This is a genomic window from Streptomyces sp. NBC_01267 (assembly GCF_036241575.1).
In the GTDB taxonomy this organism is placed as follows: Bacteria; Actinomycetota; Actinomycetes; order Streptomycetales; family Streptomycetaceae; genus Streptomyces.
In genome coordinates this window covers 6,951,168-6,964,708 of the sequence record NZ_CP108455.1, presented here as the reverse complement: position 1 = coordinate 6,964,708, position 13,541 = coordinate 6,951,168, and the positions used below count along the sequence as shown (strand labels likewise).

Genomic DNA, 13,541 nt, shown 5'->3' with positions numbered 1-13,541 from the left:
GAGCGCGGTGCGGCGGTGCGGGATGTTCAGGTCGAGCGGACGTGCAGGTGAGCGGGTGTTCCTGTGGTGCGGGCGGTGCGGGGCTGCGGGGCTGCGGGGCTGCGGGGCTGCGCAATCGTGCCGGTGGTGCCGGTGGTGCCGATCGTGCCGGTGGTGCGTCCCGGCGGTCAGGCCGGTGAGAACAGATGGTCGCTGATCAGGCGGGCCGCGCCGATCACTCCGGCAGCCGGGCCCAACTCCCCGAGCACAATGGGCAGATTGCCGGTGGCCAGCGGCAGCGACCGGCGGTAGACCTGGGTCCGTACGCTGGCGAGCAGGGTGTGGCCGAGGCCGGTCACCCCGCCGCCGATCACCACCAGACCCGGGTTGAAGAAGCTGACGAGGCCCGCGATGACCTGGCCGACCCGGTTGCCGCCCTCCCGGATGAGGTCGAGCGAGGTGGCGTCCCCCGCTGACGCGGCAGCCGCGACATCCGCCGCGGTCAGCCGTCCGGAGGCGTCGAGCCGCCTCGCGAGTTCGCTGGACAGTCCGGCGCGCGCCGCGTCCTCGGCGTCCCGCGCGAGCGCGGAGCCGCTGAAGTGGGCTTCCAGACAGCCCCTGTTGCCACAGGCGCAGGGGCGCCCGTCGGGCTCGACCTGGATGTGCCCGATGTCGCCCGCACTGCCCGTCACACCGCGGTGGACCTCGCCGCCGACGACGATCCCGCAGCCGATACCCGTGCCGATCTTGACGCAGAGGAAGTCGCCCACCGAGCGTGCCACGCCCGCGTGCTGCTCCCCCATCGCCATCAGGTTCACATCGTTGTCGACCATGACCGGGCAGCCCAGTTCCTGACTGAGGGCCTCGCGTACGGGGAAGCCGTCCCAGCCGGGCATGATGGGCGGGGCGACCGGTACGCCCTCGGGGAAGCGAACCGGTCCGGGGACCCCGATACCGGCGCCGTCGAACCCCTCGGCCAGCCCCGACGCCCGCAGTTTGGCGGCCATCGCGAGGACCTGCTCGAAGACGGCGACCGGGCCTTCCCGGACGTCCATGGGCTGGTTGAGATGGCCGAGCACCTCCAGTTCCGCGTTGGTGACGGCCACATCGACCGAGGTCGCGCCGATGTCGACGCCGAGGAAACGCAGCGCCGGTGCCAGCCGGATGTTGTGCGAGCGGCGGCCACCGCGCGAGGCGGCGAGCCCGTCCGCGACGACCAGGCCCGTCTCCAGGAGCCGGTCGACCTCCACGGCGAGCTTGGAGCGCGAGAGGTCCACCTGGTCACCCAGCTGGGCACGGGAGTTGGGGCCCCCGTCTCGCAACAGCCGCAGCAGTCGTGCCTGATGCGTGTTGGCGGGTCGTGCAGTCATGCGCCTCACTTGCCCCTCCCGCCTCATCGGCCGTGTGTCCTACGGGCTTTCGAGTGGGAACGTAGCAGCGCTTTCCCCGAGTGGGAAGAAGTTGCGCAGGAATCGCCTCCCACTTTCTCCCCATCGAGGACAAAGGCTCACGCAGCGAGTGCCCCGACCGGTCGAAGTGGTGGGGAGGGCCGCGCGTGAAGGACGATGGCGGTCCTGTACGACGACCGAGGGGAAACCTCATGATTCTGGTCACCGGAGCCACCGGCAATGTCGGCTCCGAGCTGGTCCGCCGGCTCACCGCTTCGGGCGAGAAGGTACGGGAGTTCAGCCGCTCCACCGCGGGCGATCTCAACGACCCGCTCAGTGTGGCGTCCCAGCTCGACGGGGTGCGCGCGGTGTTCCTGCTGCCCGGCTACGACAACATGCCGGAGACCCTGGGGCGGATCCGCGAAGCGGGTGTGGAGCGGGTGGTGCTGCTCTCCAGCAGTTCGGTTCCGGGCGGCGATCTGTCCAACGCCGTCGCCCGCTACATGATCGAGTCGGAGGTCGAGGTACGGGAGTCGGGCCTGCCCTGGACCTTCCTGCGCCCCGTCGGCTTCATGTCCAACACCCTGCGCTGGCGCCCGCAGTTGCGCGACGGCGACACGGTGCGGGACGCGTTCGGCAAGGTGCGGGTCGCGAACATCGACCCGTACGACATCGCCGCGGTGGCCGCCCTCGCGCTGACCTCCGGCGACCACGAGGGACAGGCCTACGCGCTCTCCGGACCGGAGTCGCTGCTCCCCGGGGACCGGATCCGCGTCCTCGGTGAAGTCCTCGGCCGCGAGCTGCGGTTCGACGGCTTCTCCGACGACGAGGCCAGGGCGGAGATGTCGGCGCAGATGCCGCAGGAGTACGTCGACGCGTTCTTCAGCTTCTACGCCGACGGCACGCTCGACGAGTCACCGGTGCTGCCGACGGTGCGGGACCTCACGGGGAGCGAACCGCGCACCTTCCGGCAGTGGGCCGTGGCGCACGCGGACGCCTTCCGCTAGCACCTGCCCGGCCGGACTTCGCCGGATGAGCCCGGGGCACCCGGCGGACCCGGTCCGTCAGTTCCGCTCGCGCTGGTGGTAGGTCGTACGGGTGTGCTCCGTGTGCGCCCGCATGACCGCCGTCGCGGCGTCCTCGTCCCGCGCGGAGATCGCCGCGATCAGTTCCCGGTGCTCGATCCAGGACTGCTTGCCGCGCTGCCGGGCGACGGGCCGGTGGTACCAGCGGACCCGGCGGTCCACCTGCCCGGCCAGTTCGGCCAGGACCACATTGCCCGACAGTTCGATGACTTTGGCATGGAACGCGTCATTGGTCGCCACCGCCAGCTCCACGTCGTCGTCCGCGACGGCCTGCTCACCCTTGGCACACAGCTGCTCCAGCGCGGCGATCCCCGCAGCCCCGGAGTGGGCGGCGGCCAGCCGGGCGGCCTCCGTCTCCAGGAGGGTACGCACCGAGAGCAGCTGGTCCGCCTCCTGCTCGGTGGGTTCGTGGACGAACGCGCCCTGCGCGGGCCGCAGATCGACCCACCCCTCGGTGTCGAGCCGCTGCAGGGCCTCTCGCACCGGCTGCCGGGAGACACCGAGATGGCCCGCGAGTTCACTCTCGACCAGATGCTGCCCCGGTGTCAGGGCCCGGGTCGTGATCAGTTCGAGCAGCGTCTCGTACACCCGCTCACGCAGCGGCCCCGGCCGCTCCAGCTTGGGTACGGTCCCCTTCGGCAGTCCTGTGGACAGCATCTCGGTCCCCCTTCTGGCCTCCGGAGAGGGCAGCGGCGCATCGGCACGGAGCAATTGCCTATCGTCTACAGTCTACCGAGCACAACGAGCCGTGGCCGGACCGCGCCACCTGAGTGACGTACACCTCATCCGGTATTCGCCAGGAGCAGCCGAGGACGCCGGGCGTTCGGCAGCGCAGCCGACGGGACGGTCGGCCGGGCCGTCACGGACAGCGGACCACCTGTCCCGCGTACGAGAGGTTGCCGCCGAAGCCGAAGAGCAGGACCGGGGCGCCGGAGGGGATCTCCCGGCGTTCCACCAGCTTGGAGAGCGCCATCGGGATGCTGGCGGCGGAGGTGTTGCCGGAGTCCACCACATCGCGGGCGATCACCGCGTTCACGGCGCCGATCTTCGCGGCGACGGGCTCGATGATCCGGAGATTCGCCTGGTGCAGGACGACGGCGGCCAGGTCCTCGGGGGTGATGCCCGCCTTCTCGCAGACCTGACGCGCGATCGGCGGCAGCTGGGTGGTGGCCCAGCGGTAGACGGACTGGCCCTCCTGGGCGAAGCGCGGGGGCGTTCCCTCGATGCGCACCGCGTTGCCCATCTCCGGGACCGAGCCCCAGAGCACGGGACCGATTCCGTCCTCGTCGCACGCTTCGACGACGGCCGCGCCGGCCCCGTCGCCCACCAGGACGCAGGTGGAGCGGTCGGTCCAGTCGGCGATCTCGGCCATCTTGTCGGCGCCGATCACCAGGGCGCGTGCGGCGGATCCGGCGCGCACGGCGTGGTCGGCGATGGCGAGGGCGTGCGTGAAGCCCGAGCAGACGACGTTGACGTCCATCGTGGCGGGCGAGCCCATCCCGAGCTTCGCGGCGACCCGCGCCGCCATGTTCGGCGAGCGGTCGATGGCCGTGGAGGTGGCAACGAGGACGAGGTCGATGTCGGCGGGGGCGATGCCTGCCGACGCCAGGGCCTTCGCTCCGGCCTGGGCGGCGAGTTCGTCGACCGGTTCCTCGGGACCCGCGATGTGGCGGGTCTTGATGCCCACCCGGGTCCGGATCCATTCGTCACTGGTCTCGACGAGAGCGGCGACATCGTCGTTGGTGAGCACCTTGGCAGGCTGGTAATGGCCGAGTGCGGCGATGCGTGTACCGGTCATGCCCGGGGCCCCTCTACTGCTGACGTCAGGAGCCCTCCAGTCTCGTCAGCGACTGATGGGTACGACGGCACGTAAAGCACCAAGATTCGGGCGTTCCTGTTGGAGGCTTCACATGAGGCCACGTTCTGTGCCTACGACGCACCGAGTCGTCACGACGGGGCGGGCCGCAACGTCACGCTCCACGTCCGGGAGAATGGGACCGTCGAGGGCACGTCCAGCAGTACTGATCGAGAAGTGGGACCGATTTCTATGGGACGGGTCACCGAACGCCGCCGGGTCATCCGCATCAGGGACGGAGCGGTGACGACCCGTCCCGACACCCTGGTGGCCGAGGAGCCCCTGGAGATCCGGCTGAACGGCAAGCCGCTCGCCATCACCATGCGCACCCCGGGCGACGACTTCGCGCTCGCGGCGGGCTTCCTGGTCAGCGAGGGCGTGCTGGGCTCGGCCGACGAACTGCAGTCGATCGTGTACTGCGCGGGGGCGACGGCGGACGGCTCGAACACGTACAACGTGGTGGATGTGCGGCTGGCCCCGGACGTCGAGCTGCCCGACATCACGCTGGAGCGCAACGTCTACACCACGTCCTCGTGCGGGCTCTGCGGCAAGGCGAGCCTGGACGCCGTCCGGACCACCGCGCGCTTCCCGATCGCCGACACTCCCCCGGTCCGCGTCACACCGGAACTGCTGGCCGTCCTGCCCGACCGGCTGCGGGCGGCCCAGCAGGTGTTCGACCGGACCGGGGGGCTGCACGCGGCGGCGCTGTTCACGCCGGAGGGCGAACTGCTCGACGTCCGTGAGGACGTGGGCCGCCACAACGCGGTGGACAAGCTGGTGGGCCGGGCGCTGCAGGACGACCGGCTCCCGCTCTCGCAGGTCGTCCTGCTGGTCTCGGGCCGGGCCTCCTTCGAACTGGCCCAGAAGGCGGTGATGGCGGGCATCCCGGTGCTCGCGGCGGTCTCCGCACCGTCCTCGCTCGCCGTCGACCTGGCCGCTGAGACCGGCCTCACCCTGGTCGGGTTCCTCCGCGGTTCCTCCATGAACGTGTACGCGGGCGCCGAGCGGGTCGCGCTGCCGTCCGGCATCTGACGCGCCGGGCTCCGCCGTGGTCCGTGCCGCGGGTTTCGCCGTACGACGACGGCTGTCCCCGCACCGCGCCGGCGCAGTACGGTCGGGCTCATGACCCGTCAGCCGTCCGCAGCCCAGCGCCGGGCGATCCGCACCGCAGACGCGGAATCCGGCCTGCTCCACGGTCCCTCGACGGTGCTGGCCGCGCTGGTCGCCCAGGGCCTGGCCCTGCGCCATCCGCGGCCCCCGCACCGGCACTATCTGACACCGGCCGGGCAGCGGGTGCGGGAGCAACTGGCCGCGGATCCCCTGCGGCTGGTGCCACCACCGGCGCCGACGACGCCCCCGGATCCGGCGCCCGGGGTGTTCAGCGCCCGCACCGGAACCGGGAGCGACCCGGCCGACTCCGCGCGGCAGCGGGAGGTGCGCAGCGCCTGGGACGGGCTGCTCGACATGCGGCGGGTCACCGATCCGGACGGATCGGCGCAGCGGCCGTGCGACTGGGAACGCACGCATCTGACACAGGCGTCCGCGCTGGCGCTGGAGGCCGGGGGCTGCCGGGGGTACCTGGTCACCGAGTCGGCGCAGCCGGAGGCGGTCCGGGTGGACGGGCCCGACCCGGCGGCCTACGCCGAGGTGCTGGAACTGGCGGGCTGGCAGACCTCGGCGCACGCGGACCGGCGGGCCGGCTCGCCCTACCTGCTGGCCTCCCCGCGCCGCACCTGACCTCACCTGACCGGCACGGCCACCGGCCACCGGCGACCGGCGAAGTCTGCCGGGGTCACCGCAGGGCGGGCTCCGCGGCGGGCGAGGTCCCGCCCGACCCGCCGTCGTCCGCGACTCCGTCCCCGTCCGCGTCGGTGAGCGGATCGCGCGAGCGCCGTTTGGCGATCACCGCGCACACCATCAGCTGCATCTGGTGGAAGAGCATCAGCGGCAGCACCGCCAGTGAGGCCTGCGCCCCGAACAGCACGCTCGCCATGGGCAGTCCGGCCGCCAGGCTCTTCTTCGACCCGGCGAACTGGATCGCGATCCGGTCGCCGCGCCCGAATCCGAGCCGCTTGGCCCCGTACCAGCTCAGTGCGAGCATCGCGGCCAGCAGCACCGCCTCGGCCGCGAGCAGCGCCAGCAGCCGGGCGACGCTGATCTGGTGCCAGACACCGCGCACCATGCCCTCGCTGAAGGCGGTGTAGACGACCAGCAGGATCGAGCCGCGGTCGACGTAACCGAGGACCTTCTTGTTCCGTACCAGGAAGCCGCTCACCCAGCGCCGCAGCAGCTGTCCGGCCAGGAAGGGCACCAGCAGCTGGAGCACGATCTTCAGCAGGGAGTCGGCGGAGAAGCCGCCCCCGCTGTTGCCGAGCACCAGGGCCGCGAGGACCGGGGTGACAATGATCCCCGCCAGTGAGGAGAACGAGCCCGCGCAGATCGCCGCCGGAACATTGCCGCGGGCGATCGACGTGAAGGCGATCGACGACTGGATCGTCGAGGGCACCAGGCAGAGGAAGAGCAGACCGTTGTACAGCTGGGGTGTCAGGACGAACGGGACGAGTCCCCTGGCCGCCAGACCCAGCAGCGGGAAGGCGACGAACGTGCAGGCCAGCACGGTGAGATGGAGCCGCCAGTGTTTCAGCCCTTCGACGGTCTCGCTGGTGGAGAGCCTGGCGCCGTAGAGGAAGAAGAGCAGGGCCACCGCACCGGTGGACGCTCCCCCCGCCACGTCGGCTGCCGTGCCGCGGGCCGGCACCAGCGCCGCCAGGGCGACCGTGCCGATCAGCGCCAGGATGTACGGATCGATCGGCAGCCAGGACGGAAGCTGCAGCGTGCGGCGGCTCATGTGCTCCACTTGCTCTCTGTGACCGGTGCGTGCCCCCATCGTCCATGCGATGCCCATGATCGGGAATCCTGCATACCACTCTGACTGACATCACGGCACGCGATAACCTCGGGCCCATGTACGACCCGGCGCAGCTCCGTACCTTTCTCACCGTGTCGCAGACCCTGAGTTTCACCCAGGCCGCGCACCGGCTCGGCGTACGCCAGTCGACGGTCAGCCAGCACGTGCGCCGCCTGGAGGACGCGACGGGCCGCACGCTCTTCACCCGGGACACGCACAGCGTCGAACTGACCGAGGACGGCGAGGCGATGCTCGGATTCGCCCGTACGATCCTCCAGGCCCACGAGCGGGCGGCGGCCTTCTTCACCGGGAGCCGGCCGCGCGGGCGGCTGCGGTTCGGCGCGTCGGAGGACTTCGTTCTGACCCGGCTGCCGGAGATCCTGGAGTCGTTCCGAGCCGCGCACCCGGAAGTGGATCTGGAACTGACCGTCGGGCTCTCCGGCATCCTGCACGAGCAGCTCGCGGCGGGCGCGCACGACCTGGTGCTCGCCAAGCGCCGCAGCGGTCACCGGCACGGCGAACTGGTCTGGAGCTCCGCTCTCAACTGGATCGGCGCGCCCCGGCTGCGGATCGACCCGGAGCGCCCGCTCCCGCTGATCCTCTTCCCGCCGCCGGCCATCACCCGGGCCCGCGCCCTGGAGGTACTGGAGGAACACGGCCGGCCCTGGCGCATCGCCTGCACGAGCACCAGCCTGAGCGGGCTGATCGCGGCGGCCCGCGCGGGTCTCGGCGTGATGGCGCACACCCGCGGCCTGATTCCGCCGGGTCTCACCCAGCTGCCGGCGCGGGCCGGGCTGCCCGATCTCGGGGACGTGGACTTCGTGCTGCTGCACGGCCCGGCGGGCGGACGGGCCCAGGAGGCCGCCGACGCACTGGCGTCGGCGATCCTGGCCGGCGCGGACCGGCTGCACCATCGGGTCTGAGCGGCGGGCGACTTCTGCGGCGCCCACCCGCACCGGCATCACACCGGCATCACCGGGCGTCGACGTCACATGACCCCCAGGTCACAAGGGTTGCGGGTCCACCGTGACTGCTGGGTACAGATTCAGTGGAGATTCCACCACCCGGAACTTACCGTTCAGTCAGGGGGGTGCCCGACGCTTCCCCATGTGGGTACATTTCACCTGCCGCGCTACCGCTGAGCCCTGTCATTTCCCTACAACTGCGGGCCCCTGGGCTCTGTGTCGCCGGACCTCGCGTTGGGGTACCGTCACGGCGCTGTGCGGAGCGTCACATAGGAGCAGGTCATTTTGCGCGAGTTCACTGTCCCACCCATGGTGACGGCGCCCCAGGTCGGCGGACTGGCGGACGTCGTGTTCGAGCACGCCGAGGACGACCCCCACCGGCCCGCCCTCGGCCGGAAGCAGGACGGGCACTGGTACGACATGTCGTCCGGCGAGTTCCGGGACCAGGTCCTCGCCCTCGCCAAGGGGCTGCTCGCCGACGGGGTGCGGTTCGGCGACCGCGTGGCGATCATGTGCCGCACCCGCTACGAATGGACCCTCTTCGACTTCGCGCTGTGGACCGTCGGGGCACAGCCCGTGCCGGTCTACCCCACGTCCTCCGCCGAGCAGGTCTTCTGGATGCTGTACGACTCCGAGGTCACCGCCTGCATGGTCGAGAACGAGGACCACGCGATGACCATCGGCTCCGTGATTGACCGGCTGCCCAGCCTGCACCGGCTGTGGCAGCTGGACGCGGGAGTCCTCGACGAGCTGTTCGCGGCGGGCGCGCACATCGACGACGAGGTGGTGCACCGCCACCGTCGGGCCGTGACCCCCGAGTCCGTCGCCACCGTCATCTACACCTCCGGGACCACGGGCCGCCCCAAGGGGTGTGTGATCACCCACGCCAGTCTGATGTTCGAGGCCGACACGATGGTCACCCGCTGGGAGCCGGTGTTCCACTCCAGGCGCGGCGACACCTCCTCGACCCTGCTCTTCCTGCCTCTCGCGCACGTCTTCGGGCGGATGGTCGAGGTCGCGGCGGTTCGCGGCCGGGTGAAGATGGGCCACCAGCCCGAGCTCTCGGCGCGCGCCCTGCTGCCCGATCTGGTGGCCTTCCGGCCGACGTTCATCCTGGCTGTGCCGTACATCTTCGAGAAGGTCTTCCACGCCGCACGGCGCAAGGCCGAGACCGAGGGGAGGACGGGCCCTTTCGACAAGGCCGTGGAAGTGGCGGTGCGCTACGCCGAGGCCCTGGAGCACAAGGCGTTCGGTCTGGGCCCGGGGCCGTCCGCCGGGCTGCGGATGCAGCACCAGTTCTTCGAGAAGGTCGTGTACGCGAAGGTCCGCGAGGCGATGGGCGGCCGGGTGCGGCACGCGATGTCCGGCGGCTCCGGGATGGACCGCCGGCTGGGGCTCTTCTACGACGGCGCGGGCGTCTCGATCTACGAGGGGTACGGACTCACCGAGACGACGGCCGCTGCCACCGCCAACCCTCCCGAGCGCACCCGCTACGGCACGGTCGGCCAGCCGATCCCGGGCACCGGCGTGCACATCGCCGACGACGGCGAGGTGTGGGTGCGCGGGGCCAATCTGTTCTCCGGGTATCTGAACTCCCCCCAGGCCACCGATGCCGTACTCGACGAGGGCTGGCTGGCCACCGGCGATCTGGGGTCGCTCGACGAGGACGGCTATCTCACCATCACCGGGCGCAAGAAGGAGATCCTGGTGACGTCCGGCGGCAAGAGCGTCTCGCCCGCGGGGCTGGAGGAGCGGGTACGGGCCCACCCGCTGGTCGCGCAGTGTCTGGTCGTCGGCAACGACCGGCCGTACATCGCGGCGCTCGTCACGCTCGACCAGGAAGCCGTGGAGCACTGGCTCGCCCTGCACGGCAAAGCGTCGATGGCCCCGGCCGCGCTGGTACGCGACCCGGATCTGGAGACGGAGGTCCGGCGGGCGGTGGTGGCCGCGAACACCCTGGTCTCGCAGGCCGAGTCGATCCGTACATTCCGGATCCTCGCCCATCAGTTCTCCGAGGAACAGGGCCTGCTCACCCCGTCACTGAAGCTGAAGCGCAAGGCGATCGAGACGGCGTACGGCGAAGAGGTCGAAGCGCTCTACCGCTGAGTCCGCTCCGTGCCGGATTCGAACCGGCTCCGGATCGGGACCGGATCGGGACCGGGCCGCCGGTACGACCCGGCCGCAATCGGGGCCGTAGCCGTGGCCGTGGCCGGGGGATTCGAGCCCCCGGCCACGGCCTCCGGCGCGCGCGGCAACCAGGTCGGTCTAGCTGATCGAGACCTTGAAGATCTTGTCCGAGCCTGCCGCCGCGCCTCCGTTGTTGTCACAGTTGGTGGTGGACAGCCACAGTTCGTCCGAGCCCGGCACCTTGGTGACCGTGCGGAGCCGCCCGTAGGACCCGACGTAGTACGCCGTCGGGGTGCCCACGTTCTCGGTGTCCCCGGTGATGGGGATCCGCCACAGCCGCTCCCCCTTGAGAGCCGCCATGTAGATGACGTTCCTGACGATCGCGATACCGCTGGGTGAGGCCTCGGAGACGCCCCAGGTCGCCTTGGGGTTGGTCATTCCGGAGACACTGCAGGTGCCTTCACAGGTCGGCCAGCCGTAGTCGGCGCCCGGCTTGATCAGGTTGAGTTCGTCCTTGGAGCTGTTGCCGAACTCGGCTTCCCACAGCCGCCCCTTGCGGTCGAAGGCCAGCCCCTGCGGGTTGCGGTGTCCGTAGCTGTAGACGTAGTTGCCGAACGGGTTGCCCGGCGCCGCCTTGCCGTCCGTCGTCAGCCGGAGGATCTTGCCGTTGAGGGAGGTCTTGTCCTGGGCCAGGTCGGGTGTCTGTGCCTCACCGGTCGAGGCGTACAGATATCCGTCGGGGCCGAAGGCCAGCCGTCCGCCGTTGTGGTACCTGTTCTTCTTGATTCCCTGGAGCAGGATCTTGTAGTCGGTGAGCGAGCTGCCGTCGTACGTCATCCGCACGATCCGGTTGCCCTCGGAGGCGGTGTGCATGAAGTAGACGTAGTGGTTGGCCGACCACTTCGGATCGACGGCGACGCCGAGCAGACCGCCCTCTCCGTTGGTCGTGACCACGTTGGGCACGGTGCCGACCTGGGTCTGCGTGCCGGTGGGGGTCGTCCTGAAGACCTTGAAGCTGTCCCGCTCGGTGATCAGCGCGGTCTTGCCGTCGGGCATCCAGTAAGTGCCCCACGGGATCGTCCAGTTGCTGGAGAGCGTGGAGATCGCGGACGGTACCCCGCCGTCGGTGGCGCAGGCCGGAGTGGTGAAGGTGACCGCGTTGCTCGCCGCCGACGCGTTGCCGCCCGCGTCCTTGGCGACGACGTCCAGGGTGTACGGGCTGCTGCACGCGAGCCCGCTCACCGTGGCCGTGGTGGCCGGCGGGTCGCCCTTCACCATGGCGTAGACGTTGGAGCCGCTGCGGATCTCGTAGGCGGTGACGCCCTTGTCGTCCGTGGAAGCACCCCATTTCAGGGTGACGCCGTCGGCCGTGAGACCGCTGTACGAGAGAGTGCCGGGCTTCGACGGCGGGGTGGTGTCCGAGCTGGGGGCGGTGGTGCAGTTCGCGACCGGACTGGCCGACGAGACATTGCCCGCCGCGTCCCGCGCGAACACCGTGAGGTTGTACGTCGTGCCGGCGGTCAGCCCGGTGAGCGTCCGGGTGGTGAGGTTGCCCGCCACCTCACTGATCTTGTTGCCGTGCTCGTAGATGTCGTACATCGAGACACCGGTGTTGTCGGTCGACGCCGCCCAGTTCAGGGTGAGCGAGGTGTCGGTCACCGCCGAGCAGGTGAGCGTCGCCGGTGCGCCGGGCGCCTGGGTGTCACCGCCCGCGGAGGTGACGTCGATGTAGTCGAGGTTGGGGAGTCCGTTGGCGGTGGTGGAGGTGAGCCGGATCTTGTTGCTGCCCGCGGTGACGGGCACGGTCACCGAGGCGGTGGCCCAGGTGTCCCAGTCGGTGGTCGAGCCGAAGGTGTGCGCCGCGGCGACCACGGCGCCGTTCACCACGATGTCGCCGGGCCGGTCCACCGTCGTACCGTTCGAGTACCGGACCGCGACCGTGGCGTTCCCGGCAGCCGCCGCGTCGACGGTGAACTCCACATAACTGCCCGCGACATTGTTGCCGTTGACGAAGCCGGTGCCCGAATAGTTCTTGTGGTTGGACTCGACCGCGGCCTTGGAGAGGGCCGCGGACTCGGCCTCGTACCGGGTCGGCGCGGCAGCGGCAGGACTGGCGGACGCGGTGGGCGGCAGTGCCACGACACCCATGACCAGACCCGCGGCAGCCAGCAGGGTGGCACCGAAGTGCCGTGCGCTTCTCGGAGTACGTCTCATCTCGTCCGCCGCCTCAGCCGGTGTACTTGACGGCGATCTTGGTGAACGCGTACGGCGACTGCGAGATCCCGCTGCACGCGTCGCCGTCGCTCCCGGAACCGCACTGCCGGTCCCGGTTGACGGCCCAGAAGGCGAACCGTGCGATGTGGTGCTGCTGCGCGTAGCCCAGGATCGTGTTGAAGTCCCCGGTGGTGACGGTCTCGTCGGACTCGTCCGTCGTGCCGTTCATCGACGAGACGCCGATGTGCTGGTAGGCGGTGGCGTCGTCGTATCCGTAGGCGCTCTTCACAGCGGACTTGAGGCCGTCCATGGCGCTGACCGTGGCCTGCCCCATCGAACCGCTGTGACTGCCGAAGTCGAACGGCATGATCACCCAGCCGTCATTGGCGAGTCCGGCCGCCGCGCCCTTCTTGATGAGGTCCTTGCCCGTGGAGTCGGGACCGCTCGGGGTGGTGCCCATCGTCACGTACGTCACGATGCCCGCGTTCTTCGACTTGACGATCTTCAGCGCGTCGACGACGCGCTGGCGGACCGTGCCGTTGCTGAACTCGGTGTCCTCGATGTCGATGTCGAGCGCCTTGAGGCCGTACGCGTCGATCACCTTCTGGTACGCCCCGGCCAGCGCCGAGGCGCTGGAACACTTCTCGCCCAGTTTGTTCCCGCTCCAGCCGCCGACCGAGACGACGACATCGCCACCCTTGGCCCGGATGGCCTTGATGGCGGACTCGTCGGAGCCGCCCTTCAACGCCCGGTCACCGTCCCACTTGGGGTTGCAGCCCCCGTCGGAGAGGACGAAGGCGAGGGTGAACCACTTCACGCCGGTGGCCGCCATGACATCGGCCGGCTTCTGCGGGTTGCCCCAGCCGAGGTATTCGTACGGGGCTGCCGCCATGGCACCGGGAGCCGCTGCGGGAGCGGCGTTCCCGGTGGCACCGGCCGAAGGGGCGAGGGCGACGAGTGACGCCAGGCCGAGGGCCGCTGCGGGGATCGCGGTTACTCTGCGCATGTGGGGGGCCGTCC

Annotated in this window: 11 protein-coding genes; 5 read left to right on the top strand and 6 right to left on the bottom strand. The window is 70.4% G+C overall.

The features are described 5' to 3' along the window. Positions 1 to 167 precede the first annotated feature (167 nt). Positions 168 to 1,349, bottom strand: coding sequence for an ROK family transcriptional regulator (locus OG709_RS31250; RefSeq protein WP_250302711.1), 1,182 nt, complete (start codon positions 1,347 to 1,349; stop codon positions 168 to 170). Positions 1,350 to 1,579: 230 nt separating this feature from the next. Here OG709_RS31250 and OG709_RS31245 point away from each other — a divergent pair, with 230 nt between their 5' ends. Then, positions 1,580 to 2,374, top strand: coding sequence for an NAD(P)H-binding protein (locus OG709_RS31245; RefSeq protein WP_250302710.1), 795 nt, complete (start codon positions 1,580 to 1,582; stop codon positions 2,372 to 2,374). A 57-nt stretch (positions 2,375 to 2,431) separates the two neighbouring features. Here the strand turns inward: OG709_RS31245 and OG709_RS31240 are convergent, their stop codons facing one another. Together OG709_RS31240 and OG709_RS31235 are read right to left on the bottom strand one after the other, a co-directional pair. Next, complete coding sequence (locus tag OG709_RS31240) at positions 2,432 to 3,109, bottom strand: GntR family transcriptional regulator (RefSeq protein WP_326693659.1); 678 nt, start codon at positions 3,107 to 3,109, stop codon at positions 2,432 to 2,434. Between the two features lie 202 nt (positions 3,110 to 3,311). After that, complete coding sequence (locus OG709_RS31235; RefSeq protein WP_250302708.1) at positions 3,312 to 4,250, bottom strand: beta-ketoacyl-ACP synthase III; 939 nt, start codon at positions 4,248 to 4,250, stop codon at positions 3,312 to 3,314. Positions 4,251 to 4,499: 249 nt separating this feature from the next. Here OG709_RS31235 and fdhD point away from each other — a divergent pair, with 249 nt between their 5' ends. Next, a complete protein-coding gene (fdhD, locus tag OG709_RS31230) occupies positions 4,500 to 5,339 on the top strand; it encodes a formate dehydrogenase accessory sulfurtransferase FdhD (RefSeq protein ID WP_250302746.1) in 840 nt (279 codons plus the stop codon). 90 nt (positions 5,340 to 5,429) lie between these two features. Then, positions 5,430 to 6,044 (top strand): hypothetical protein, encoded by a 615-nt coding sequence (locus OG709_RS31225; protein WP_250302705.1) that lies wholly within the window; start codon positions 5,430 to 5,432, stop codon positions 6,042 to 6,044. Positions 6,045 to 6,099: 55 nt separating this feature from the next. Here OG709_RS31225 and OG709_RS31220 read toward each other — a convergent pair whose 3' ends face one another. Further along, entirely contained in the window at positions 6,100 to 7,155 is a 1,056-nt protein-coding gene (locus tag OG709_RS31220) for a bile acid:sodium symporter family protein (RefSeq protein WP_250302703.1), read from the bottom strand. Between the two features lie 116 nt (positions 7,156 to 7,271). Here OG709_RS31220 and OG709_RS31215 point away from each other — a divergent pair, with 116 nt between their 5' ends. Together OG709_RS31215 and OG709_RS31210 are read left to right on the top strand one after the other, a co-directional pair. After that, positions 7,272 to 8,138, top strand: a complete 867-nt coding sequence (locus OG709_RS31215; RefSeq protein ID WP_250302701.1) for a LysR substrate-binding domain-containing protein — start codon at positions 7,272 to 7,274, stop codon at positions 8,136 to 8,138. A gap of 351 nt (positions 8,139 to 8,489) precedes the next feature. Further along, complete coding sequence (locus OG709_RS31210; RefSeq protein ID WP_250302699.1) at positions 8,490 to 10,286, top strand: AMP-dependent synthetase/ligase; 1,797 nt, start codon at positions 8,490 to 8,492, stop codon at positions 10,284 to 10,286. A 159-nt stretch (positions 10,287 to 10,445) separates the two neighbouring features. On the opposite strand, the gene OG709_RS31205 is transcribed toward OG709_RS31210, so the two are convergent. Continuing rightward, positions 10,446 to 12,521 (bottom strand): PQQ-dependent sugar dehydrogenase, encoded by a 2,076-nt coding sequence (locus tag OG709_RS31205; RefSeq protein WP_329168531.1) that lies wholly within the window; start codon positions 12,519 to 12,521, stop codon positions 10,446 to 10,448. A 13-nt stretch (positions 12,522 to 12,534) separates the two neighbouring features. Continuing rightward, on the bottom strand, positions 12,535 to 13,527 hold the full coding sequence (locus OG709_RS31200; protein ID WP_329168529.1) for a chitinase: 993 nt from the start codon (positions 13,525 to 13,527) through the stop codon (positions 12,535 to 12,537). Positions 13,528 to 13,541 lie beyond the last annotated feature (14 nt).